We start from the raw sequence: 24,609 nt of genomic DNA on the forward strand, positions 1-24,609 counted from the left end.
GCCGGGCCACGCCGCAGGCCATGCTGCACGCAGCATCGTGACGAGAAGGGGGAAACACATCATGACCGACGCCGCAGCCTGGCAACCAAGTGCGCGCTATCCGGACCCTTCCATCGTCGCGCTCGATCCGTCCTTCAAGCGCTACCACATCGCGCTCTCCGCGGTGGAGCGGCTGTATCATGGCACGCGCTGGGGCGAGGGGCCGGTCTGGCTCGGCGATGCGCGCTGCCTGTTGTGGTCCGATATTCCCAACAACCGCGTGCTGAAATGGGACGAGGAGACCGGCGCGGTCTCCGCCTGGCGCAAGCCGTCGAACAATGCGAACGGGCATACTCGCGACCGCCAGGGGCGCATCATCGCCTGCGAGCATCTTGGCCGCCGCGTGGTGCGCTTCGAGTATGACGGGTCGATCACCGTGCTCGCCGACAGCTACCAGGGCAAGCGGCTGAACAGCCCGAACGACGTGGTGGTGAAGTCGGACGGGTCGGTCTGGTTCACCGATCCGCCCTTCGGCATCTATGGCCTCTACGAAGGCGAGAAGCACGCGCCGGAGCTGCCGCACACCAATGTCTATCGGGTGGATGGCGCGACCGGCGAGATCACCTGCGTCGCCGACGACATCGACCATCCGAACGGCCTCGCCTTCAACCCGGATGAAAGCATCCTGTACATCGTCGAGAGCCGGTCGGAGCCGCGCAACATCCTTGCCTATGACGTGAACGGCGCGAAGCTGCGCCGCCGCGGCACCTTCATCGCCTGCCAAACCGGCGAGACGCCGGACGGCTTCCGCGTGGATGTCGACGGCAACCTGTGGTGCGGCTGGGGCATGACGGCCGCCTTCGATGGCGTGCGCGTGTTCAACAATGCCGGCGCGCCGATCGGGCACATCCATCTGCCGGAACGCTGCGCCAACCTCGCCTTTGGCGGGCGGCACCGCAACAGGCTGTTCATGGCGGCGGCGCAGTCGCTGTTCAGCCTCTACGTCAACACGCAGGGGGTGGCGGGAGGCTGAGCGTGCGGCAGCAGGGAAGATCGGGGAAGGGAAGTCCCCCGCGTTCCTCGCTCCACCGAAGCTGACGGCAGGCCGGCAACCGTATCCGAACGGCAATGGCCGTCGCCACGCTGGATGAAGACCGGGCCGATCCCTTTCATTCCCATGTCGAGGTGGATGAAGGGATCATGGAATGCCAGGGCTTCAGATCGGGACCGTCCGTGCAGCGCGCGGTGCGCGTGCTCGCCGAAAAGGTGCCTGGCGCGGAGGGTGTTCGCGACCGAACGGAGGTCATGTTGACGTCCGGCCAGGCGATGTTGTGAGCGCGGCGGCCGCGCCGGTCCGCGACACGGGCCCGCAACGCTGGTCCTCGCCGTCGGACCCTGCCGACCTACCGTTGTCGCAACGATACGTCGTCAGGCCAGGGATACAGTCGATACCCCATGAAGGCCGCATCCGGGCTCAGCATCGCCAACAGGTGCCCGGGCAGCGTCGACATGCCGCGACCCGACGCCGGTGGCTCCACGGCCCATTCCGCAAGCAAGGCGCAGCGTGCGCGACGGCTCTTGAGCGTCGGGTGGTCGCGTCCCCTGTGCAGCAGCCGCACGCTGCGCGCACCGAGAGCCTGATAGGCAGCCTCCCCCTCCTGAAGCAGCCAGGCGGCAAGCGCATCCTCCGCCGCCTCGTCACCTGCGAAGCGCGCCATGGTGATCCAGTCGGCGTCGAGCAGCGGATGGCGGTCCGCTCCAACGGCGTCGTTGTACTCGTAGATCGTATGCGTCCAATCCGTGCGCCCGGCGCAGGCTGGGGCGGCGTGGGCATCGCGCGCCTTCATCCGGCGATAGCCCTCGCTGGCGACGATATCCCAGTTGGCCGCCTCGTAGACGTCGATGACGTCCATCGAGCCCTCGACACCCCGGTAGGATGTGCAGGTGCGGAAGCCGAGCTGATACAGGTCGGGCGCGTGGCGCCCGGCGTACCAGTCGTAGAAGGGGGGCAAGGCGGCAGCGGGAATGTCGAGTTCCGCGACGTAGATGATCTCACCGGACATGGCGCTACTCGATCTGCCCCCTGATGGATGTGATGACGCGGCGCCAGGTCTCCGACTCCGCGCTGACCATGCGGTTGAACCCCGCGCGGTCCAGGTCGCCTGGTTCCAGCCCGTCCGCGATAAAGCGCGCGCGGACCGTCGGATCCGCGACTGCGCGCGTCACGGCGGCGTCCAGCCGCGCGACGATCGGTTCCGGCGTCGCGGCCGGGACGCTCAACCCATACCAGCTATAGGCGGTGACGCCGGGCAGTCCGGCCTCGGCCATGGTGGGCAGGTCGGGCGCAGCCGGCGAGCGCCGGTCGCTCATGATCGCCAACGCGCGCAGCTGGCCGCTCCGCGACGCGGCGAGCGCCGTGGGCGTACCGTCGAACATCAGCTGCACGCGGTTCGCGATGAGGTCGACAGTCGCGGGCGCATTGCCGGTGTAGTGCACCGCCACGATGTCCACGCCGGCCGCCATGCGCCAGAGTTCCCCGACGAGATGCGCCGAGCCGCCACGGCCGTGGCTCGCGAAGTTGACCGCGCCGGGGCGCGCCCGCGCATCGGCGATGACCGCCTGCATCGTCGCCGGCGGGTAGAGCGGCGACGACACCATGACGAAGGGCATCTTCACGACCAGCCCGACCTGGGCGAACTGGTCGACGCGGTAGGGCAGCGGCGTCGGCAGGTGCGGCGCGATGGCCAGCGTCGTCGAGGTGACGAGCAGCATCGTCAGGCCGTCGGGTGCCGCGCGCGCCACCGTCTCGGCGCCGATGGCGGTGTTGGCGCCGGGGCGATTATCCACGATCACGGGCTGGCCGAGCGTCTCGCTCATGGAGGCGGCGAGCTGTCGGCCGATGATGTCGCTCGCGCCGCCGGGCGGGAACGGGACGACGAGGCGCAGCGGCCGGCCGGGGAAGGCCTGCGACCGCGCGATGCGCGGTGCGGCGAGGATGCCGAGCGTGGCCGTGGCGAGCAGCCTGCGCTGGAACGACATGGGATGGTTCTCCGTTCGGGGCATCAGTGCTTCTCGATGTTCCAGAACACCAGCGGGGCGCTGCGGATGACGCCGCTCACCTCCCGCCGCCAGGCGAAGGGGGAATAGTAATTGCCGGTCAGGATCACCGGCAGGAAGTCCCACAGGGCGCGGGCGAGTTCCTCGAGGATCGCCTCCCGCCGTGCGGCGTCCGGCTCCTGGGCGTAGGAGGTGCGCAGGCGTTCGATGTTCTCGTCGCAGGGCCAGCCCAGGTAGTTGCGCTGCTCGCAGTTGGTGTTGATCGTCACGTTCAGCAGCGGCGTCCACATGCCGGTACCCGACAGCGCGGAAGGCGTGAGATTCCACCCACCGGCGTCGGGCCTCGCCTTGTTGAGCCGGCGCGCCTGCACCGCCGCGAAATCCATCAGCTGCAGGTCGACATTGGCGCCGATGCGGCGCAGCGCATCCGCGGCGACCTCGGCAAGCGCCTGCTGCGCCGGCAGCTCGGTGGTGCCGATCAGCACGATGCGTTCGCCATTGTAGCCGGATTCCCGCAGCAGCTGCCGCGCGCGATCCAGGTTCTGCTCGCGATAGGGTTCGGAGCCGACTTCGATCCCGTTCGGCGTGTCGCAGCCGAAGAAGGAGAAGCAGGACGGCCGCCACCATTCGGGTGTGCCATAGCCTGCGGCCATGAAATCCGCCTGGTTGACCGCCAGGGCAAGGGCGCGTCGCGCACGGACGTCGTTGAATGGCGGGTGAAGGAAGTTCGGTCGCAGGTAGGAGACGGAGGCGAGCGGCGCGAGCCGCGTGACGACGACATTCCGGTCGCGCTGCAGCAGCGGGATCATGTCGGCGGGAAGCTGGTCGATCAGGTCGATCTCGCCACGCCGCAGCGCATTGCCGCGCGTCGCGGCGTCAGGGATGAAGCGCAGTTCCACGCGATCGATCAGCACGCGCTTGCCACCGGCAAGGCCGCTCACCGGCTCGTCGCGCGGCACGTAGTCCTGATTGCGCTCCCACACGGCGCCGACGCCCAACATGTAGCGGCTTTGCACGAAGCGGAACGGGCCTGAACCGATGGCGGTGCTGACCGGCCGGAACGGGTCCTGCTGCGCATCCTGGCGCCGCATGATGAGAGGCTGCGTGCCGGCGATGGACCCGAGTGCGAGACGCAGGAACGGGAAGGGCCGGTGAAGCCGGAAGACGACCGTCTGCGGCCCGTCCGGCGAGAAGGATTGCAGGTTCGCCTTCAGCAGCTGGCCAAGCGTATCCCGCACCATCCAGCGATTGATGGAGGCGACGACATCCTCGGACGTCACCGGCTGCCCATCATGGAAGCGCAGGTTCGGCCGCAGCGTGAGGCGATAGGTCAGGCCGTCGGGGGAGATCTCCTCCTGCCCGATCATCTGCGGCCGGGGCTCGCGGTTCTCGTCCAGCGAGTACAGCGTGTCGTAGACCATGCTGCCATGCTGGCCGACCGTCGTCGCCGTGGTGATCATCGCGTCCAGCGTCGCGAGGTCGGAGCTCGGCGCGTAGCGCAGGACAGTCTCGGCAGCGGCGGGTGTCGCCAGCCCCAGCGCGACGGCTGCGGCGAAGAACCTCTTTCGGGCCATGTCGTTCTCTCCCTCGCGCCGGATCAGCGGCGCGGCGTTGCGATGGTGTCGCCGACCCAGCCGGCCATGTAGGTGAGCGTGCCGGGCCGGACCATCGCGGGGACGGCCTGGCCGACCATCAGGATGGGCGGCGCCTTCGGCACGAAGGGCTTCATCACGGCGGGTCCCCAGCGATCGAAGCCAGGGCCCGTGCCGGTCTCGACGCCGATCGGGTCGACGACGAATTCCTCCAGTCGTTCCCCGGTCACGACATTCGTGACCCAGCCGATGACGCCGGGGCCGACGGGCTTGCCGACGCGTTCCGCGCCGAAGTCGCTGCACAGCGCGCCGTCCTTCGACGCGAAGAACAGCTTCACCTGGTCGAGGATGTCGACGCGGTCCGGCCCCGTCGGCGCATCGTCCAGGTGCCCGCGGAAGCGCAGCATGTTGAGGCAACCCTCGATCGCCGGCGTCATGTCGCTGCGGTCGGCGCCGCCGAATTCGATCAGCGTCGCCTGCATGCCGGCGCGCGTCGCCTCGGTGCACAACTGGCCCGGCGTGTGCCGTCCGACCATGACCGGAATGTAGCCGAAGGAGGCGCTGAGCGCGAGGTTGCCGTAGTCATAGGCGAATTCGGTGGCGCGTACGGGCGTGCCGGAATGCACGTCGATGACGCAATCCACGCGATCCTTCAGCGCGGCGAAGACGGCGTGGGCCAGCTGGTCCGACACCGCACCGTGCGGATTGCCGGGGAAGCGGCGGTTCAGTTCCACGAGGTCAGGGTTGTGGCGCGTCGCGGCCTGGAAGCCGAAAGGATTGATGATGGGCAGGATCAGCACAGTGCCCTTCACGCTGCATTGCTTCAGCCGGTTCGCCAATTCATGCATCGCCAGCACGCCGAGCGGCTTGTCGCCGATCATGCCGGCGACGATGGCCGTCGCCGGGCCGCCGCTGCCGAATTCCTGGACGTGGATGCGCCAGGGGAATTCATCGACACGGGTGCCCGGCAGGTCGATGTGCCAACGCCGGGGTTCAGCGGGCATGGGCGTTGCGCCCCACACGCGTTGCAGCGCGGATATAGGCCGGCGGCACCTCGATCTGCACGCCAAGTTCCTCCGCCGCGTGCCAGGGCCAGCGCGGATCGTTCAGCATGCCGCGGCCGATCGCGATCATGTCCGCCTGGCCGGAGGCGATGATGGATTCCGCGTGTACGGGCTCGCGGATCAGCCCGACTGCCATCGTCGCGATGCCGGCGCCTTCGCGCACCGCGGCAGCGAACGGCACCTGGTAGCCGGGGCCGTCGAGGATGGTGGCGAAGCCGTTCCCGCCGCTCGACATGTCCGCGTAGTCGCAGCCGCGCCTGGCCAGCTCGGCGCCGAAGGCAACGGCTTCCGCCGTGTCGATGCCGCCCTCGATCCAATCCGTGCCGTTGAAGCGCACGCCGAGCGGACGGTCGGCCGGCCAGGCGGCGCGCACCGCATCGAAGACTTCCAGCGGGAAGCGCATGCGGTTCTCGAGGCTGCCGCCATAGGCATCGCTGCGACGATTGGCGATGGGCGAGAGGAAGCTGCTGACGAGATAGCCGTGGGCGCCATGGATCTCGAGCAGGTCGATGCCAAGCCGCGCGCAGCGCCGGGCCGCGTCGGCGAAGGATGCCAGCACTTCCTTCATGTCCGCGCGCGTCATCTCGCGCGGGACGGGCCAGCCCTCGGCCCAGGGGATCGGGGAGGGACCGATGGGTTCCCAGCCGCCCTCGGAGACGGGCGCATGGCCATAGCGCCGGCCGGCGGTCGGATTCAGCACCGACGCCTTGCGGCCCGCATGGCCGAGCTGCAGCCCGATCGGCATGCTGCTGTAGCGCCTGACGATGGCCAGGACGCGGCCCAGCGCCTCCTCGTTCTCGTCATTGTAGAGACCGAGGCATTCGCGACTGATGCGGCCGCGCGGCTCGACGCCTGTCGCCTCGATGATCAGCAGCCCGGCGCCCGACAGGGCGAGGTGGCCGAGATGGATGGTGTGCCAGTCGGTCGCATTGCCGTCCACCGCGTGGAACTCGCACATCGGGGCGATGACGATGCGGTTCGGCAGCGTCAGGCCACGCAGCGTGATGGGCGAGAAGAGATGGCTCATGCGGGGTTTCCGTTGCGCTTGGGGGCGGTGGCGAGGCGCAGCGCCGGATCGAGCGCCCAGGGATAGAGGCGCCACCCGACGAAGCCGAGGGCTGGATCGACCCGTGGTGACAGCCAGCCGGGCAGGCTTGCGGCCAGGTCGGATGGCGGCTGGGCGGCCCATTCGGTGAGGATCGCGAGAGTCGGCCGCACCGAGGGGCCGGTCGGCGCATCGCGGCCGCGATGCAGCAGCCGGATCTGGCGTGCACCATGGTTGATGAGAGGCCCGGCGCCGCCTTCGGCCAGCCAGGCGGCAACGCGGTCTTCCAGGACGGCATCGCCGTCGAGCCGCCAGACCATGATCCAGTCGGCATCGAGCGGCGCCGCGGCGTCGTGTGAGGGCAGCGGCGTCGAGGCATGGTGGTGGTAGACCGTGCGGCTGTTGGGCAGGCCCTTGACCGATGCGGGCCGCCATGGGTCGGACGCCGCGATGCCGCGGTACCGGTCGAAGGCGGGCCGCTGGAACACAGACCAATCGTCGGCCTGGTAGATGTCGACGACGGACATCGTGCCCGACACGCCGACATAGGACGTGCAGTTGTTGAACCCCGCATTGAACAGATGCGGCGCGTGGACGGAGGCATACCAGTCGGCGAAGGCGGGCAGGGCCGCCGCGGCCGGCTCGATTTCAACGACGTAGAAGACCGGGCCGCTCATGCCGTCCGCCTCCGCTACGCCGCCTTCCGGTCCAGCCAGTCGCGGAATCGGTACCAGCTTCCAACCATGGGCAGCATCCAGGGGTTGCCAGTGTAGAACGCACGGGTCGGGAAGTCGCGACCGTCGAAGACCGGCAGCTTGTTGGTCTTGCCGAGCAGCTTCTTGCCGACTTCGGCACCCAGGTACGACAGCATGGCGACACCCGCGCCATTGCAGCCCATGGCGTAGTGCAGTCCCTTCTGCGTCACCCCCATATGCGGCAGGTAGTCGAAGGCGAAGGCGACGTTGCCGGTCCAGGCATGGGTGACGCGCATGCCCTTCAGCTGCGGCCAGCGCGCCAGCATCATAGAATGCAGGATGGGCGCGGAGACCTCCGGCGTGACCTGCGTGAAGCGCGCCCGACCACCGAAGACGACACGCTTGTTGTCGTGCGACATGCGATAGTAGGTCAGGATGCGCCGGCTGTCCGCCAGCGTGCGCTGGTTCGGGATCAGGCTGCGCGCGAGCTCCGGATCAAGCTCCTCGGTGGCGATGATGTGCGACGCGACAGGGATCAGCCGGCGCCGCAGGTCAGGCGTGAGGGAGCCGGTGTAGCCATTGGTCGCGATTACCACCTCGCCGGCTTCGATCGGGCCGCGCGAGGTCTCGACGCGCCAGCCGGTGGCGATGCGCGTCAGGGAACCGGCCTTGGTGCGGCCGAGCAGCGTCGCACCATAGCGCTGCGCCGCCTGCATCAGGCCCCGATGGTACAGGCCCGGATGGATCTTGCCGGTGCGGTTCACCAGCATCCCGCCGTAGTAGTAGTCGGACGCGATCTCCTCGCGCTGTCGCTCGCGCGGCAGCATGGAGGCCTCGGCGCCGGCGAATTCATTCAGCGTGTCGATCTTCGCGGCCATCCCGTCATAGTGCTTCGGCGTCCAGGCGCCCACGAAGCGGCCGGTGCGCTCGTAGAAGCACTGGATGTTCTCGCGCTGGACCAGCGCCTCGATATGGGCGAGGCCTTCCGAGGCATCGCCCATGATCGCGCGCAGCCAGTCGCGCATCTCCTCGGGGGATTGGCGGCCCTTCGCGCCGGACAGGCCCTTGCCGACATTGTTGCCGCCGGAAACGCCGCCGCCGTTGCGGGTGGAGGCGCCGAAGCCGAGTGGTTCGGCGTCCAGCACCACGGCCTTCGTGCCGCCGCGGCCGAGTTCGATCGCGCAGTTGAGGCCGGTGAGGCCACCGCCGACGATGACGACATCGGCCCTCGGCGGCAGTTCGGCCGGCGGGTCGTCCTCGCCCATCGCGATGGCGTCCCACCAGAAGGGCTTCGCCTTGAAATCGGGGTGGAAGACGGAACTGTCCATGATCGTCCTCAGCGCGTGATGGTCGTGGTCAGCGCGCCACGCCCGAACAGGCTGGTCAGGCCGAGTGCCACGGCCACCAGCAGGATCTGCAGCACCGACACCGCCGCAATGGTCGGGTCGATCTCCATCATGATGTTGTCGAACATCTTCTTCGGCAGCGTCATCTCCGCGCCGGAAAGGAACATGGCCAGCACGAGTTCATCGAAGGAGCTGATGAAGGAAAGGAAGGCGGCGGAGACGAGCGAAGGCCGCAGCTGCGGCAGCGTCACCCGCCAGATGATGGCAGGCCAGCCGGCACCGAGGCCAGCCGCGGCCTGTTCCTGCGCCTCGTCGAAGCCGCGCAGCCCGGCGCTGACCAGGATGACGACGAAGGGCAGGGCGAGGACGGTGTGCGCCACCGCCACGCCGTACCACGCGCCGATCAGTTGCAACCGCGCGAAGACGCCATACAGCGCGATGGAAAGGATGATGGTCGGCACGATGATCGGCGCCGCCGCCAGCCTGTCGAGCAAGCGCACGCCCGGCAGGCGGGACCGCACGAGGAAGAAGGTGAGCGGCACCCCCAGCCCCATGGCGAGGACGGTGCAGAGGCTCGCGACCTTCACGCTGCGGATGGTGGCGTCGATCCAGCTCGGGTCGTCGAGGTAGCGCTGGTACCATTGCCAGGAGAATCCCGGCGGCGGGAATTGCAGGTAGGACGCTGATGACAGCGAGATCGGGAATACCACCGCCAGCGGCAGCAGCAGGAACACGAAGACCAGCGTGGCAAGAAGGCCAAGCAGGATCTGGCTGGCGCCCCGGCGGCTACGCATGGCGCGCCCCCCGGGTGATGCGCCCGATCAATGCGTAGATGGCGAGCGTCGCCACCAGCAGCACCGTGGACAATGCGGCGGCGAAGGGCCAGTCGAGGAACTCGCGGACCTGCTGTTCGATCATCATCGAGACCATGATGACGCGACCCCCGCCAAGCAGCGCCGGCGTGATGAAGAAGCCGAGCGACAGCACGAAGACCAGCGCACAGCCAGCCGACACGCCCGGCAGCGACAGCGGGAAGGTCACGCGAAGGAAGGTCCGCCAGGCCGGCGCCCCGAGACCCTCGGCCGCCCGCGACAGGTCGGGGTCGATGCGCAGCAGCGAGGCGTAGATCGGGAATACCATGTAGGGCAGCAACACATGCACCATGCCGATCAGCACGCCCGCGGTGTTGTGCAGCAGCGGCAGCGGTGCCTCGATCAGCCCGGCGTCGCGCAGCCAGCGATTGACCACGCCGTTGCGCCCCAGCAGCACGAGCCAGGCATAGGTGCGCACGAGCACCGAGGTCCAGAACGGCAGCAGCAACGCGAACATGCCGATCGCGATGCCCCAGCGCCCGGCGCGCGACAGCCAGAACGCGACCGGGTAGGCGAGCAGCAGGCAGATCGCCATGACCATGGCGGCAATCTTCACGCTGTCGAACAGGACGTAGAGGTAGAGGTCGTCAAGCGTCGCCTTCTCGAAATTCGCGAGGGTGCCGCCTTCGACCGACATGGCGAGCAGCCGCAGCACCGGCCAGGCGAAGACGATGCCGAGCAGGAGCAAGGCCGGCACGGCGAGCAGGAGCAGCGCCGTCTCCCGCCGCCGGGCCATGGTGCGGCGGCTATCCCCTGGGGACGACATGGAGATCCTCCGGGGCGAAGCCGATGGCGACCTTTTCGCCCTCACCTGCAGGGGACGGGTCGGAGGGGCGGAGCGGCAGGCGGGCGAGCACCTCCCCGCCGCCATCCAGCACCATGCGCAGCTTGGCGGATTGGCCAAGGAAGACGGTCTCGACGACCTTGCCTTGGCCGCGACATGGCATGGCGGCGCCGGCGCTTGCCACGCGCAGCGCCTCCGGCCGCAGGAGCAGCGTGACCGGGCCATCGGGCTGGCCAGGCGGCAGCGGAACGGCGCCGAAGCCCGGAATGTCGGCGCTGCCGCCCTTTGCCATGCCGTCGAGAAGATTCGATTCGCCCAGGAAGTCGGCGACGAAGCGCGTCGCCGGGCGGGCATAGACGTCTCCGGGCTGGCCCACCTGTTCAAGGCGCCCCTTGTCCATAACCGCGATGCGGTCGGACATGATGAGCGCTTCCTCCTGGTCATGCGTGATGAACAGGGTGGTCAGGCGCAGCCGGCGTTGCAGGCGCCGCACTTCGAGCTGCAGCGATTCGCGCAGCTTGCGGTCCAGCGCCCCGAAGGGTTCGTCGAGCAGCAGCAGGCGCGGCCCGAAGACGATGGCGCGCGCCAGGGCGACACGCTGCTGCTGCCCGCCGGACAATTGCCGCGGCAGCCGGTCGCCATAGCCGTCGAGTTCGACGAGACGCAGCGCCTCGGTGACGCGGCGCTTGATCTCCTCGCGCGGGCGGCGGCGCATCTCCAGCGGGAAGGCGACGTTCTGCGCCACGCTCATATGCGGGAACAGGGCGTAGTTCTGGAACACCATGCCCACGTCGCGGCGGCGCGGCGGGGCGAGGGTGACGTCCTCCCCGCCCAGCAAAACGCGGCCTTCGTCGGGGATCTCGAAACCGGCGACCGTCTTGAGCAGCGTCGTCTTGCCGGAGCCGGACGGGCCGAGGATGGTGAGGAATTCGCCCTCGGTGACGTCGAGATCGACGCCGCCGAGTGCCACGACCGGACCGAAGCGCCGGACGATGCCTTTGACCGAAAGTTCCACGCGCCTGTCTCAGCCCCGCTGCAGCATCCAACGGTTCCAGCGTTCCTGCGCGCGGGCTCCGTTTTCGGTCCACCAGGCGACGTTCAGCCAGAACTGGCGCTCGAGATTGGCGGGTGCCGTCGGCAGCAGCGGGCGGATGTCCTCGGCGACGAAGCTCGCGGTGTCCGGATGCAGGCCGGCATAGGACAGCTCGGTCGCGTACATCGCCTGCAGGCGCGGGTTGGTCATCACCTGGAACAGCTGCTGGCCCCAATAGGCCTGCCGAGTGCCGCGCGGTATTCCGTAGGCCGAGGATTTCAGCGAACCCTGCATGAACTCCGAGCCGACCGGCGCGTCGCGGCGGGCGAGTTCGAAGAAGCGGCCGTTCCAACCCGTGGCCAGCACGACCTCCCGGTCCACTAGCATCTGCGCCGGCTGCGCGCCGGTCGACCACCACACCGAGATATGCGGTCGGATCTGGTCCAGCTTGCGGAAGGCGCGGTCCATGTCGATGGGGTAGATCTGATCCATCGGCACGCCATCGGCGAGCAGCGCGAATTCGAGATTGTCCACCGGATGGTTGCGCAGCGAACGCGCGCCGGGGAAGCGCCGCACATCCCAGAATTCCGCCCAGCCCTTGGGGTGGGCGCCGTCGCGGAACACGTCGCTGCGGAAGCCGAGCACGGTCGAATAGGCCGAACCGATGAAGGCGTGCGAATTGCGTCCGGCCGCCGGATAGCGGGAGAGATCGACGATCGAGGTGTCGATCGGCTCCAGCAGGTTCAGTTCCTTCGCGCGGTCCACGTCCTGGCCGCCGATCTCGGTGACGGTCCATTCCGGATTGCCGCTGGCAACCATGGCGCGCAGCTTGCCGAAATCGACCGGCGACGTGTCGACCACGCGAATGCCGTGCAGGCGCTCGAACTCCGCGAAGTAGGAACGGCGCAGTTGCGTCGCCATGCCGCCGCCCGAGGCATTCACCACGATGCGGTCGGGCTTGGGCGGCGGCGCACCTTGGGCGAAGGCCGGGAGCGACAGCCCCGCGGCCGCGACGCCGCCACCAGCGCGCAGGAGGCCACGGCGGTTCATCAGAATCGTCATCCTCACACCTCCGTCTGTCGGTTCAACGCTGCAGCATCCAACGATTCCAGCGTTCTTGCGCGCGGGCACCGTTTTCGGTCCACCAGGCGAGATCCATCCAGAACTGCTTCGCGAGATTGTCGGGGGCGGCCGGCAGGAGCGGTCGAATATCCTCCGGGACGAAGTTGATCGTCTCCGGGTTCAGGCCGGCGTAGGAAAGCTCGGCCGCATAGGCGGCCTGGAGGCGCGGATTGGTCATGGTGCGGAAAAGCTGCTGGCCCCAATAGGCATTGCGCGTGCCGCGCGGGATGCCCCAGGCACTGCTTTTAAGCGAGCCGCCGGTGAAATCCGTGTTCACGGGTGCACCGCGACGGGTGAGCTCGAAGAAGCGACCGTTCCAGCCGCTGGCGAGCACGACCTCCCGGTCCACCAGCATCTGCGCCGGCTGCGCGCCGGTCGACCACCACACCGCGATGTGCGGACGGATCTGATCGAGCTTGCGGAAGGCGCGGTCCATGTCGATGGGGTAGATCTTGTCCATCGCCACGCCGTCGGCGAGCAGCGCGAATTCGAGATTGTCCACCGGATGGTTGCGCAGCGAACGCGCGCCGGGAAAGCGCCGCACATCCCAGAACTCGGCCCAGCCTTTCGGATGCGTGCCATCCGGGAAGACGTCCGTGCGATATCCGAGCGCGGTCGACGACGTCGCGCCGACATAGATGTGCGACTGCCGCGCGATAGCCGGGAAGCCCGTCAGGTCGACGACGGCGGTGTCGATCGGTTCGAGGAGATTCAGCTCCGTCGCGCGCATCGCGTCCTGGCCGCCGATCTCGGTGACGGTCCATTCCGGATTGCCGCTGGCGACCATGGCGCGCAGCTTGCCGAAATCGACAGGCGAGGTGTCGACCACGCGGATGCCGTGCTGGCGCTCGTATTCCGAGAAGTAGAAACGCCGCAGGTTGCTCGTCATCGAACCGCCCGAGGCGTTCACCACGATCCTGTCCGGCTTTGGCGGCGCGCCGGCCTGGGCATGGGAAAGGCGCGGAAGGGCCACGGCGCCGGCCGCCAGCAGGATGGTCCTGCGGCCGGCCCGGAGGGGGCGGGAGGAGCTGGTCCTGCCGGGGGCCTCAGGAGACCCATGTTCGGATGTACGAGACATGCCTGTCGCTACCGGAACCGCCGGCTGCCGGACGGAGATGATATCGGCAGGCCGATCGGGATAATGCGAGCCATGGGAACATCCTCCTTTTAAAATCTCATTATTCATCGTAGTGTGATCACAAAATGAGGGCCATGCAAGACACCACCGAACCGCCGGCCGCGTCTCTTGAAGACCAGGCCTTCCAGCGCCTGCGCCAGGCGTTGATGGAAGGCCTGTTCGCGCCGGGCCAGAAACTCTCGATCCGACGGATTGCGGCGGCGTTGGGAACGAGTCCCATGCCGGCGCGGACGGCGCTGCGGCGCCTTGCGGCGGAGCAGGCGTTGGATGTCCTGTCGAGCGGCACCGCAATCGTGCCTCGGCTCAGCCGTGGCGCGTTCAAGGAACTCGCGACCATCAGGGCGACACTGGAGCCCCTGGCCGTCGGCATGGCTGCCGGCAGGCTCGACGAAGGGCAGTTCGACGGGCTGGAACGGATGATCCGCGCCGGGGACGCGGCAAGGGCACGCAATGATCCGGAAGGCGTGCTTCGAGCGGATCGCGACTTCCTGCTCTCGCTCTATCGCGCGGCCGAGGCACCCATGCTGTACGGCATCATCGAGAGCCTGTGGCTGCGTCGCGGCCCTCTGTTCTGGGATGCCCGATGGATCATTCTCGGACGCAACCCCACGGGCAACCAGCACCGGGAAATGCTGTCGGCGCTCCGCGCGCGGGACGGTGCGACCGCGGCGGCGGAGCTGAAGGCGGAGATCGACGCAGCCGCGGACTACCTGCTGTCCCGCTTGCAGTTTGCCGACGATCCGCACGGGTCCGAGGGAATCGAGCGTCTGAAGCCATTGGCGTCGAGGGAGTTCAGAAGCAAGGCCAAGGTCGCCTGAGCAGCAAACCGGCGCTGCCTATCGGTGTTCGATGCTGACATCGGTCGCCTTCACCGAGGCTCGACACACCAACGGTCCGGTCGTCATGTCTTGCGGCGGCAAGTCCCGGATGCACCGGCTACCCAACCTCCCCCCAGGGAATGCCGGTCCCCATGACGTTGTGACCCTGTGTACGGTGGAAGTCGTCATGCGGGGTGATCCGACCTCCTGCTTCCGTCCGTGAGGCAGGTGCCACCCCGCGGTCCTCGTGACCGGTCACGCGCGGCCCGCATCCGACGATCATGCGCGCAGGACCATGTATCGGTTTCCAAAGGCCCCGGGCCTTTGGCGGGGTGGTTTGGAGGGGCAGGGCCCCTCCATTCTGCCGGCCCAACCTCCGCGCCAGCGACCCCGCTACGAACCTGGCGGCGGCATCCGCACCGGCAGCGACAGCAGCCTGAACGACAGGCTCTTGCCGTGCCCATCCAGGTTCAGTGACCCGTTCACCCCGCCTTCCAGCACATCGTCGATGACGAAGTTGAAGGCGTGGATCAGCGGCAGGTCGTAGCGGATGCAACGCGTCGCGCCGCGATGCGCGAACAGGGCCAGCACGCGCGCCTCCGTCACCTGCTCGGCCAGCAGCGGATACAGCGCGGGGTCATAGGGCATCAGCGAGATATTGCCGCGATTGCCCTTGTCCCCCGCACGGGCATGCGCGACCGCGTGCAGCGGCATCTCGATCAGTTCCATGACCGGGCCTCCAGCACGCGCACCTCGGTCGGCACCATCGCGCGCGGCACCAGGAAGGACCGCGTCAGGTAGCGTGGCGTGACGCGCCAGCGCGCGCCGGATGTGCCGGCCGTGCCGCAGCACAGCATGGCCAGCACTTCCCGCGCCGCCTGGTCGGCATCGTCGCGGGTCGCACTCTCGACCGCGAGGCGGATGCGGATCTCAGGTGGCTCCGGCCCGTCATAGGACCGCCACAGCGCGCCGTCGTCGGAATCATGCACGGCGGAGATGCCGATCAGGTCGGCCCGTGCGCGGCGGCCCAGGCCGCGCTGCCGCACCCGCTGCAGCAGCACATCCGCCGTCGCACGTGCCCGCGCCAGCGTGTTCGGGCCGGCGACGGAGACTTCGCCCTCGCCCAGCCAGGATCCTTCGTAGCAGGCTGTCACCTTCAGCCGGTCCGGACGCTCATGGCCGCGCACGCCGGACAGCGCCACGCGATCCGGGCCCGCCGCCGCCAGCGTGACGCCGGTGATGTCCATGACGACGTCGGGCGTCAGATAGGCGGCGGGGTCGTGCAACTCATACAGCAGCTGTTCCTTCACGCTGCGCAGATCCACCGCGCCGCCGGTGTCGTCCGCCTTGGTCACCAGCAGGCCGCCCTCGCGCGACACCTCCGCGACCGGGAAGCCGATATTCGCGGGGTCGGGAATGTCCTTGAAGCCGGGGTCCCAGAACACGCCGCCGGTCAGCTGCGATCCGCACTCCAGCAGATGCCCGCAGGCCGCGCCGAGCGCGAGGTTCTGCCAGTCATCCTCTGCCCAGCCGAAATGATGCATCAGGGGTGCGATGGCGAGCGAGGGGTCCGATGTCCGGCCCGCCACCACCACCTGCGCGCCGCGCGCCAGCGCCTCGGCGAGCGGTGCCGCGCCGATATAGGCATTGGCCGAGACCAGCGACCAGGACGACATGTCGAGCCCCGCATCCGCCTCATGCGGCGTCAGGCTGTCGAGGTCGATGCTGCCCGACACGTCATCGCCGGTGACGACGCCGATGCGCAGCGCGGGAATGCCGAGCCGCCGGGCCAGCCGCGCCACGCAGCGCGCCGCGGCCACCGGGTTGGCCGCGCCGAAATTGCCGAGGATAGGGATGCCCGCCGTCGCGCAATCCATCAGAATCGGTTCCAGCAGCCGTTCGAGCATCGGTTCGTAGCCGGCATCCGGGTCGCGGCGCTTTTCGATCTGCGCCAGGGCGATGGTGCGTTCGGCCAGGCATTCGAAGAACATCGCGGCGGGCAAGCCGCGCTTCACCAGCGTGCGCACCACCGGGATCGGCGCATCGATGCGGTCCCCGGAAAAACCGGCGCCATTGCCGACAAGGAACAGGTCGCTCATGCGCAGCATTCCTTCAACGCGGCGGCCAGCGCCGGCAGGTCGTTGTCGTCCAGCGCAATCGGATTCACGGCCAAGACGCCCCGGCGGATGCGCGATGCGTCCAGATGGATGGCGGGAACCCACGCCCGCAGCGCGGCATCGGCGCGCTCGGCCGCGATGCGGTCGGGGAAGCGGATCTCGAGCAGCGTCAGCCCGGGCTTCGCGCCGTCCGGCATCAGCGTGGCCCGCGGCACCGCGGCCTGCAACGCCGCCAGCCGCGCCATCCAACGCGCCGACCGAGCCGCCGGGCTTTCGGCGGCGAAGTGCCGCAGGGCGGTGACCAGGCCGACGATCTCCTCCTTCCCCACCTTTGCGACGCGGCCGATGCCGTGGTGCGGCAGGTAGCGCAGCTGGTTCAGCGGCGCGAATTCCGGCGGGGCGACGAATTGCGCATCCGGCAGGTCGAGGTCGAGCATCTGCGCAAGTGCGCTGCTTACCAGGTCGCGCCGCCCGGCCAGGATGCCCGAGGCCTGCGGCCCACCGATCGCCTTGCCGCCGGAGAAGCACACGAGGTCGGCGCCCTCGGCGATGAAGCGGCGGAGATTCTCCGCCGGCGGCAGCTGGGCGGCGGCATCGACCAGCACCGGCACGCCGCGCGCATGGGCGACGCGCACGACATCGGTGAGCGGCGGCTCGGCATTCTCGCCGGCCAGGTGGAACACCGCGGCGGTGCGCGGGGTGATCGCCTCGGCAAGCTCGCCGGCACTTGCATCACGCACGCCGGGGCCGGACAGTCGATCGGGGATGCCGATCTCGATGATCAGCCCCCCGGCGATGCGCAATGAGCGGTCATACATGTTCCGCTGGCTGCGGCTGACGATGAATTCATGCGCCAGCCCGGCGCTGTCCGGCAGCCGGTTCATCGCCGCCGGGTCAAGCCGCGCCATGCAGGCCGCCGCGCCGACCATCAGCGCGGCGGCGGCACCGGCTGTGACGATGCCGGCCTCGGCCCCGGTTACCTCCGAGATGGCGCGCGACGCCGCGGCCTGGATGTCGTGCATCTCGACGCAACCGTTCGCGGCGGCGGCCATCGCCTCGATCACTCGGGGCGCCATCATCCCGCCCGACAGACGCGTATTGGTGCCGTAGGCGTTGATGATGCGCCGTGCGCCGAGCCAGCCGCTCATGTCGCCGCCAGCCCGTCCTCGGCGCCGTTCAGCCGGCTGGGCCGCAACGCGCCGAAGCGTTCCAGCAGGGGATGCGCGGTCGCCGCGAGATGGCCGCCGACGCGCTTGAGGTCACGCACCACCTCCAGCAGCACCCCTTGCGCCGCGATGACGCCGGGTTCGGTCGCCAGCGAGAAGGACCGCGCAACCTCCGCTTCCTCGACGCGCATGCGTTCCTTCTCCTCGATCAACTGGCGGGCGGCGGCGACGTCTTCGCGCATGAAGGCGGCGATGGCGAGTTGCAGCTGTTCAAGCCCGCGCGCGTGCATCGCCTGGATGGCGTCCATCATGCCCGCATCCAGCCGCATGCCGTCCTTCGCCCATTTCGCGGCGACGCGCGCCAGGCTGCGATCCAGCACATCCCCGGCACTTTCCAGGTTGAGCACGAAGGCGCGGATCTCGGCCACGCGCCGCTCCTCCTCCTGGCCGAGCAGGTCGGGCCGCAGCCCGGCGAGATAGACCTGCACCGCGCGGTTCAGACGGTCCACCACCTCGTTCAGCCGGCCGATGCGCTTGCCGAGGTCGCGATCCTCAGTGCGGAAGCCGGTGGCGATGGCGCGCAGCATTTCTTCCAGCGCATCGGCCTGGCGCAGCGCCTCGCGCTCCGCATTGGCGAGTGCCACCGGGGGCGATTGCAGGGCGGAATCATCGAGGTAGCGGGGCGCCGCCGGGTCGCCCGCCGCATCCGCTTCCGGCAGCCAGCGTTCCAGCAGCCGGGCGAAGGCCGGCAGCACGGGCAGCGCGGCCAGCGCTAGCACGAGGTTGAAGGCGAGATGGGCATTGGCGACGAAGCGCGCCGGCGTGGGATCGAGGCGGACCATCGCCTCGGTGATCCAGGGCAGTGCCGCCAGCACCAGCAGGCCACCAACCACCCGGTTCACTAGGTTGCCGATCGGCACGCGCATGCGCGCCCATTCGCTGCGGTCCCCTTCCAGCACGGGATTGATCGCGCTGCCGAGATTGGCGCCGACCACCATGGCCAGCGCCGCTTCCGGACCGATCACGCCGGCCGCATGCAGGGAGGCGATGAACAGCACCGCCGCGACGGAGGCGTGCATCGCCCAGGCAATGACCGCGGCGATCAGCAGGTTCGGCAGCGGCATCGCGGATACGGCAGACAGCACGGCGCGCAGCGCGGGCGATGTCTCGACCGGGGCCATGACCGCGACCATCATGTGCAGCGCCAGCAGCATCAGCCCCAGCCCGATGCCTGCGCGGCCAAGGTCGCGCCGGCGCGCCTGTTCGCTCCCGCGGAAGGCGACGACGCCGACCAGGATCAGCAGCGGCGACAGCGCCGACACATCGAAGGACAGCACCTGCACGATCAGCGCGGTGCCGACATTGGCCCCCAGCATAGCCGCCAGGCCCGGCACCAGCGCAACGGTGCCACCGGCGCAGAAGGAGGCGACCATGAAGGCCGTCGCAGTGCTGCTCTGCAGCAGCGCCGTCACCGCAAGCCCGGCCGCCAGGCCGCGGCGGCGATTGGCCAGGCCGACACCCAGGCGCTGCCGCAGGCGGCTGCCATAGGCGCGCAGGAAGCCGCTCTGCACCATATGCAGGCCCCACAGCAGCAGCGCGGCATAGCCCGCGAGTTCCAGCAGCAGCCAAGCCTCGCTCATCCCGGCCCTTTCAGCGCGTCAGCGTCCGTTCCACCGCATCCTGCCAGATGGCGTGGCGGCGCGCTGCCTCCTGTCGTGCCATGGCGGGGACGAAGCGGCGTTCCAGCCGCCAATGCGTGGCGCCCGATGCGCCCGGCGCCGGACACAGCCCGGCCTGCAGCCCCGCGAGATAGGCCGCACCGAGCGCCGTCGTCTCCCGCACCACCGGCCGGTCGACCGGCGCGCCGAGCAGGTCGGCGAGGAACTGCATCGTCCAGTCGGAGGCGACCATGCCGCCATCGACTCGCAGCACCGTCCCCGCCTCGCCGGGCCAGTCGGCGCGCATGGCGTCGATCAGGTCGCGCGTCTGGAAGGAGACGGATTCCAGCGCGGCGCGGCACAATTCGGCGCGCCCGGCGCCGCGCGTCAGGCCGAAGATGGCGGCGCGCGCCGCGGCGTCCCAATGCGGCGCGCCGAGGCCGGTGAAGGCCGGCACCAGCGTCACCTCCTGCGCCGGGTCGGCCTTTGCCGCCAGTTCGCCCGCCTCGGCGGCGGTGGCGATGATGCCGAGCCCGTCGCGCAGCCATTGCACCGCCGCGCCGGCGACGAAGATCGCCCCTTCCAGCGCATAGGTGCGGCGCCCGCCGAGTTGGTAGGCGATGGTCGTCAGCAGCCGCGCATGCGAAGCAACCGGCGTTTCGCCGGTGTTCAGCAGCGCGAAGCAGCCGGTGCCGTAGGTGGATTTCACCATGCCCGGCTGAAAGCATCCCTGGCCCACCGTCGCCGCCTGCTGGTCGCCGGCGACACCGCGGATCGGCACTGCGGCGCCCATATGCGCGGCCTCGGTGACACCGAACTCGGCAGCGCAGTCGCGCACCTCCGGCAACACGCTGCGCGGGATCCGGAACAGGCGCAGCAATTCGTCATCCCAGTCGCCGCGGCGGATGTCGAACAGCATGGTGCGGGCGGCGTTGGTCGCATCCGTCGCGTGCACGCGCCCGCCGGTCAGCCGCCAGATCACGAAGCAATCCACCGTGCCGAAGGCGAGGCTGCCGCGTTCAGCGGCCGCCCGTGCACCGGGTACATGGTCCAGCAGCCAGGCAAGCTTGGTCGCCGAGAAATACGGATCGGCGAGCAGGCCGGTGCGTTCGGTCAGCAGCGGTTCGGCGCCCTCGGCACGGAGGCGGGCGCAGTGTTCCGCAGTGCGGCGGTCCTGCCAGACGATGGCGCGGTGCAGGCAGCGCCCGGTGGCGCGGTCCCACAGCAGCGTCGTCTCGCGCTGGTTGGTGATGCCGATGCCCGCCAGCCGGCGCGGATCACCGCCGGCGCCGGCCAGCGCGCCGCGCAGCGTCGCCAGGCTGCCCTGCCAGATATCCTCGGGTTCGTGCTCGACCCAGCCGGGGGCGGGGAAATGCTGGGGCAGTTCCTCCTGCGCCGTGGCGATCGGCGTCAGCGCGGCATCGAAGGCGATGGCGCGCGTGCTGGTGGTGCCCTGGTCAAGGGCGAGCAGCAGGTCCCCGGTCATGCGTTGGCTGTCTCCTCCACCGCGCAGGATAGACGCTGTGTCGCCGGCGGGCGATGGCCGCCGAAATCCTTGCATCCGGGCGGCGAAAGGGGCGGGATGGCGCCGGGACAGGGAGAACCGCCATGAACCGCACCGCCATTTTGACAGCCGCGCTGCTGACGGGGGTGCTCGCCACCGCGGCGATCGCCCAGCAGCGGCCCTACACCACCGGTCCGCAGAACATCGAATTGCCGGCCGACTGGCAGCAACGCTTCATCCGCTACAGCACGGTGGACAATCCGACACGGAAGATCATCCGCAACATCTACATCAACCCCGAGGCCTACGCCGCGCTGCGCCCTGGCGAGCCGATGCCCTATGGCGCGCTGGTGATCATGGCCGACCAGCGCGCGCGGCTGGACACGCAGGGAAATCCGCTGCTGGACGCCAATGGCCGGATGATCCCCGAACCCACCTTCATCGCCATCGCCGCGCAGCAGAAGGAACGCGGCTGGGGCGAGGGCTATGGCCCGGAGCTGCGTAATGGCGAATGGGAATATGCCCGCTTCAACCCGGCCACCGGCGGCCGGGTGGAGGGCCCGCTGAATGCCTGCTTCACCTGCCACCTGCAGGCCCGCGCCCAGCAGGACTTCACCTTCACTACCTGGGACTACGCGAACCGCCCCCGCTGACGCGGCCTTGCTGCCAGGGCGGAGTTCCAGAAAAAGGAGGGGGGTTCGGGGGAGTTCTCTCCCCCGACCTTGCTGGAACGGCTTGCGCCGGACTGTGCCGACGCGAACCGTACAAACCTTTGCCTGTACGAGCACCTTCATGCACCTGACAGGATCCGGTTAGGCGCGATCCGCGCTACGCGACCACCGCCACCTGTCGCGGATCGATCCGCAGCCAGACCTGCGTGCCGACCTCATGCGCTTCGAGTGGCGGTGCTGCGGCGCGCAGGCGCAGCCCGCCGCCGCCGATTTCCACCACATAGTCCCAGGCCTCACCGAGGTAGGTGCGTTCGCGGACCGTGGCGGGCAGCACCAGCGCGTCGTCCTGCGCGGGGCGTGTGGTGAGCACCGTCATGGCCTGCGGGCGCAGGGAGACGAGCACCTCACCCGTGGTGCCTTCGGCGGCGCCGGCGCGGGTCGCTGGGCCGAGGCTGACGCCGCCGAGCAGGATGTCCCCGCCTTCAACGCGCGCTTCGAGCAGATTGGTGCGGCCGACGAAACCGGCGACGAAGCGCGTCCGCGGACGGGTGTAGAGCAGGTGCGGCGCGTCGATCTGTTCGATCCGCCCGGCATTCATCACCGCGATGCGGTCGGAGGTCGCCATCGCCTCCCCCTGGTCGTGGGTGACGTATACGGTGGTGATGCGGAATTCGTCGTGCAGGCGGCGGATCTCGAAGCGCATCTCCTCGCGTAGATTGGCGTCGAGATTCGACAGCGGTTCGTCCAGCAGCAGGACGGAGGGCTTCACCACGATGGCCCGGGCGAGGGCGACACGCTGCTGCTGCCCGCCCGACAATTCGGCCGGATAGCGATGCGCCAGCGTGTTGAGCTTGACGACTTCGAGGATCTCGCCGACGCGCTGCTTCACCTCGGCGGATGGAAGCTTGCGCAGCTTCAGGCCGAAGGCGACGTTCTCCCCCACCGTCATGTTCGGCCAGATGGCGTAGGACTGGAAGATCATCGACATGCCGCGCCGTTCCGGCGGCACCACGGCGCCCGGGGCGGACAGCACGTTGCCATCCACCGTGATGGTGCCGCCGGTCGGATCGACGAAGCCCGCGATCATGCGCAGCGTCGTCGTCTTGCCGCAGCCGGACGGGCCGAGCAGCGAGACGAACTCGCCTTCCTCCAGCGTCAGGTCCACGCCATCGACGACGGTGAGCTTGCCATAGGCCTTGGTCAGGCCGTTGAGCGTCAGACGCGGCACGCTATTCCCTCCGCAGCATGAAGTCGCGGCCGACCAGCTTCATGCCGATGCCGACGATGGCCATGGTGATGACAAGCAGGATGCCGCCGAAGGCAGAGACGACCTCGAAATTACCTTGCTCGGTCAGGTCGTACAGAAGCACCGACATGGTGCGGGTGCGCGGGCCGACCAGGAAGATCGCGGCCGACAGCTCGCGCGAGGCAACGATGAACACCACCAGCCAGCCGCCGAGCAGCGAGGTCTTGAGCAGCGGCGCGGTGATCTTGCGGATGGCGTGCAGCCGCCCCGAACCGAGGATGCGCGCGGCTTCCTCCATTTCCGGATGCACCGCGCGGATGGCGGCCTGGGAGGACGCATAGGCGATCGGCAGGAAGCGCGCCGCGAAGGCGAGGATGATGAGCAGCGCCGAGCCGTAGAGCGACAGCGGCGGCCCGGCATAGGCGGCGTAGAAGCCGATCGCCATGACGATGCCCGGGATGACGAAGGGCGCCATCGCCAGGAAGGCGAGCGCATCGGCGAAGCGCATGAGCCGGCGCACCACGATGTAGGCCACCAGCAGCGCCAGCACGACCGCGATGGTGGCCGAAGCGGCCGAGAACCACACCGTGTTCCACACCGCCTGCGGCGCCATGTCGTGTTCGAACAGTAGGAACTGGTAGTTGCGGAAGGTGAGGTTGTCGAGCGAGAAGCCGCGCCCCCAGGCCTTCGCGAAGGACGCCTGCAGCAGCACGACCAGCGGCTTCACCACCGACAGCATCGCCACCATCAGGCACCAGCCGAACAGGACCCAGCGCCAGGGGCCGAGCTTCACCTGGCGCCGTTCGCCGCCCTTGCCGGTCTGGGAGACGAAGCCCTTGCGCGCGAGCAGCAGCTTCTGCACCGCGATCAGCCCCATGGTGATCAGCAGCAGCGGCATGGCGAAGGCGGAGGCGACCTCGACGCGGACCGGGTCCTCGAAGAATTGCCACAGCTGCGTGGTGACGACGTTGATGCGCGCGGGGATGCCGATGATCGCCGGCGTGCCGAACAGCGCGATGGTTTCCAGGAAGATCAGGATGAAGCCGCCGAGGATGGACGGCCAGACCAGCGGCAGCGTCACCTTGCGCATCGTGACCCAGGTGCCGCCGCCGAGGATGTTGGCGGCGTCCTCCATCTCGGAGGAGATCAGGTCTAGCGCCGACTTCACGAAGATGAACACCAGCGGGAAGGAATGCAGCGCGATGACGAAGGCCATGCCGGTGAAGGTGTAGATGTTCACCAGCGGGTCATGTGCCCCGGTCAGGCCGCGCCAGACCACGTTGATCCAGCCGGCATTGGGGCCGGCCAGCAGGATCCAGCCGATCGCGCCGAGATAGGGCGGCATGATGAAGGCGGCGAGCACGATCGCCCAGGTGAAGCCCTTGCCCGGCATGTCGGTGCGCGACACCGCCCAGGCCATCGGCACGGCGAGCACCACCGAGATCGCCGCCGAGAAGGCGCCCAGCAGCAGCGAGTTCTTCACCGCCTCGAGATACCGTTGCCGCCCATAGGCGGTCAGGTAGTTCTGGATCGTGAATTCGCCGGTGTCCTGCATCTCGAAGGAGATGAAGAACATCTTGAGCAGCGGTGCCGCGACCAGCACCAGCAGCGCCGCGATCAGCGCGACCCACAGGATGGTGATGGGCTCAAACAGGCGGAGGCGGCTCGGACGTGCCGCCCCCGGTATCACGCTCGCACTCAT

The 24,609-nt window shown here is 68.9% G+C and carries 23 protein-coding genes; 4 read left to right on the forward strand and 19 right to left on the reverse strand.

Annotation, left to right across the window (positions count from 1 at the left end; genetic code table 11):
- The first annotated feature begins 61 nt into the window (after nt 1–61).
- Entirely contained in the window at nt 62–1,012 is a 951-nt protein-coding gene (locus tag AAFN86_RS23985; RefSeq protein WP_347546100.1) for an SMP-30/gluconolactonase/LRE family protein, read from the forward strand.
- A gap of 95 nt (nt 1,013–1,107) precedes the next feature.
- Nucleotides 1,108–1,314: a hypothetical protein gene (locus AAFN86_RS23990; protein ID WP_347546101.1), complete on the forward strand. Its 207-nt coding sequence runs from the start codon at nt 1,108–1,110 to the stop codon at nt 1,312–1,314.
- A gap of 68 nt (nt 1,315–1,382) precedes the next feature.
- Here the strand turns inward: AAFN86_RS23990 and AAFN86_RS23995 are convergent, their stop codons facing one another.
- From AAFN86_RS23995 to AAFN86_RS24050, 12 genes are read right to left on the reverse strand one after another with little or no spacing between them, the layout of a single operon-like run.
- Entirely contained in the window at nt 1,383–2,042 is a 660-nt protein-coding gene (locus AAFN86_RS23995) for a hypothetical protein (protein ID WP_347546102.1), read from the reverse strand.
- 4 nt (nt 2,043–2,046) lie between these two features.
- Nucleotides 2,047–3,018 carry a tripartite tricarboxylate transporter substrate binding protein gene (locus AAFN86_RS24000; RefSeq protein WP_347546103.1) on the reverse strand — a complete coding sequence of 324 codons (972 nt, stop codon included), beginning with the start codon at nt 3,016–3,018 and terminating at the stop codon, nt 2,047–2,049.
- Between the two features lie 23 nt (nt 3,019–3,041).
- Nucleotides 3,042–4,610 (reverse strand): ABC transporter substrate-binding protein, encoded by a 1,569-nt coding sequence (locus AAFN86_RS24005; RefSeq protein WP_347546104.1) that lies wholly within the window; start codon nt 4,608–4,610, stop codon nt 3,042–3,044.
- A 23-nt stretch (nt 4,611–4,633) separates the two neighbouring features.
- On the reverse strand, nt 4,634–5,632 hold the full coding sequence (locus tag AAFN86_RS24010; protein ID WP_347546105.1) for a succinylglutamate desuccinylase/aspartoacylase family protein: 999 nt from the start codon (nt 5,630–5,632) through the stop codon (nt 4,634–4,636).
- Nucleotides 5,622–6,719 (reverse strand): NADH:flavin oxidoreductase/NADH oxidase, encoded by a 1,098-nt coding sequence (locus tag AAFN86_RS24015; RefSeq protein ID WP_347546106.1) that lies wholly within the window; start codon nt 6,717–6,719, stop codon nt 5,622–5,624. The genes AAFN86_RS24010 and AAFN86_RS24015 overlap by 11 nt, the downstream gene beginning before the upstream one ends.
- Nucleotides 6,716–7,414 (reverse strand): hypothetical protein, encoded by a 699-nt coding sequence (locus AAFN86_RS24020; RefSeq protein WP_347546107.1) that lies wholly within the window; start codon nt 7,412–7,414, stop codon nt 6,716–6,718. The genes AAFN86_RS24015 and AAFN86_RS24020 overlap by 4 nt, the downstream gene beginning before the upstream one ends.
- A gap of 14 nt (nt 7,415–7,428) precedes the next feature.
- Nucleotides 7,429–8,760 carry an FAD-binding oxidoreductase gene (locus tag AAFN86_RS24025; RefSeq protein WP_347546108.1) on the reverse strand — a complete coding sequence of 444 codons (1,332 nt, stop codon included), beginning with the start codon at nt 8,758–8,760 and terminating at the stop codon, nt 7,429–7,431.
- An 8-nt stretch (nt 8,761–8,768) separates the two neighbouring features.
- On the reverse strand, nt 8,769–9,572 hold the full coding sequence (locus AAFN86_RS24030) for an ABC transporter permease (RefSeq protein ID WP_347546109.1): 804 nt from the start codon (nt 9,570–9,572) through the stop codon (nt 8,769–8,771).
- Nucleotides 9,565–10,416 carry an ABC transporter permease gene (locus tag AAFN86_RS24035; protein ID WP_347546110.1) on the reverse strand — a complete coding sequence of 284 codons (852 nt, stop codon included), beginning with the start codon at nt 10,414–10,416 and terminating at the stop codon, nt 9,565–9,567. The genes AAFN86_RS24030 and AAFN86_RS24035 overlap by 8 nt, the downstream gene beginning before the upstream one ends.
- Complete coding sequence (locus tag AAFN86_RS24040) at nt 10,397–11,449, reverse strand: ABC transporter ATP-binding protein (RefSeq protein WP_347546111.1); 1,053 nt, start codon at nt 11,447–11,449, stop codon at nt 10,397–10,399. Before AAFN86_RS24040 ends, AAFN86_RS24035 begins: the two co-directional genes overlap by 20 nt.
- 9 nt (nt 11,450–11,458) lie before the next feature.
- A complete protein-coding gene (locus tag AAFN86_RS24045) occupies nt 11,459–12,517 on the reverse strand; it encodes an ABC transporter substrate-binding protein (protein WP_347546112.1) in 1,059 nt (352 codons plus the stop codon).
- Nucleotides 12,518–12,551: 34 nt separating this feature from the next.
- Entirely contained in the window at nt 12,552–13,562 is a 1,011-nt protein-coding gene (locus AAFN86_RS24050; RefSeq protein ID WP_347546114.1) for an ABC transporter substrate-binding protein, read from the reverse strand.
- Nucleotides 13,563–13,801: 239 nt separating this feature from the next.
- Here AAFN86_RS24050 and AAFN86_RS24055 point away from each other — a divergent pair, with 239 nt between their 5' ends.
- Entirely contained in the window at nt 13,802–14,545 is a 744-nt protein-coding gene (locus tag AAFN86_RS24055) for a GntR family transcriptional regulator (RefSeq protein WP_347546115.1), read from the forward strand.
- A 393-nt stretch (nt 14,546–14,938) separates the two neighbouring features.
- Here AAFN86_RS24055 and AAFN86_RS24060 read toward each other — a convergent pair whose 3' ends face one another.
- From AAFN86_RS24060 to glpK, 5 genes are read right to left on the reverse strand one after another with little or no spacing between them, the layout of a single operon-like run.
- Complete coding sequence (locus tag AAFN86_RS24060; RefSeq protein ID WP_347546116.1) at nt 14,939–15,274, reverse strand: hypothetical protein; 336 nt, start codon at nt 15,272–15,274, stop codon at nt 14,939–14,941.
- Nucleotides 15,265–16,644: an acyclic terpene utilization AtuA family protein gene (locus AAFN86_RS24065; RefSeq protein ID WP_347546117.1), complete on the reverse strand. Its 1,380-nt coding sequence runs from the start codon at nt 16,642–16,644 to the stop codon at nt 15,265–15,267. The genes AAFN86_RS24060 and AAFN86_RS24065 overlap by 10 nt, the downstream gene beginning before the upstream one ends.
- Nucleotides 16,641–17,810 (reverse strand): aminotransferase class V-fold PLP-dependent enzyme, encoded by a 1,170-nt coding sequence (locus AAFN86_RS24070; RefSeq protein ID WP_347546119.1) that lies wholly within the window; start codon nt 17,808–17,810, stop codon nt 16,641–16,643. The genes AAFN86_RS24065 and AAFN86_RS24070 overlap by 4 nt, the downstream gene beginning before the upstream one ends.
- Entirely contained in the window at nt 17,807–19,468 is a 1,662-nt protein-coding gene (locus tag AAFN86_RS24075) for a Na/Pi cotransporter family protein (RefSeq protein ID WP_347546120.1), read from the reverse strand. Before AAFN86_RS24075 ends, AAFN86_RS24070 begins: the two co-directional genes overlap by 4 nt.
- A 10-nt stretch (nt 19,469–19,478) precedes the next feature.
- Nucleotides 19,479–20,972, reverse strand: a complete 1,494-nt coding sequence (gene glpK / locus AAFN86_RS24080) for a glycerol kinase GlpK (RefSeq protein ID WP_347546121.1) — start codon at nt 20,970–20,972, stop codon at nt 19,479–19,481.
- A 122-nt stretch (nt 20,973–21,094) separates the two neighbouring features.
- Here glpK and AAFN86_RS24085 point away from each other — a divergent pair, with 122 nt between their 5' ends.
- Complete coding sequence (locus AAFN86_RS24085) at nt 21,095–21,643, forward strand: cytochrome P460 family protein (protein WP_347546122.1); 549 nt, start codon at nt 21,095–21,097, stop codon at nt 21,641–21,643.
- Nucleotides 21,644–21,818: 175 nt separating this feature from the next.
- Here AAFN86_RS24085 and AAFN86_RS24090 read toward each other — a convergent pair whose 3' ends face one another.
- Together AAFN86_RS24090 and AAFN86_RS24095 are read right to left on the reverse strand one after the other, a co-directional pair.
- Nucleotides 21,819–22,889, reverse strand: coding sequence for an ABC transporter ATP-binding protein (locus tag AAFN86_RS24090; RefSeq protein ID WP_347546123.1), 1,071 nt, complete (start codon nt 22,887–22,889; stop codon nt 21,819–21,821).
- A gap of 1 nt (nt 22,890) precedes the next feature.
- Entirely contained in the window at nt 22,891–24,609 is a 1,719-nt protein-coding gene (locus tag AAFN86_RS24095; protein WP_347546124.1) for an iron ABC transporter permease, read from the reverse strand.

Source organism: Roseomonas sp. CAU 1739 (genome assembly GCF_039839775.1).
Taxonomy (GTDB): Bacteria; Pseudomonadota; Alphaproteobacteria; order Acetobacterales; family Acetobacteraceae; genus Neoroseomonas.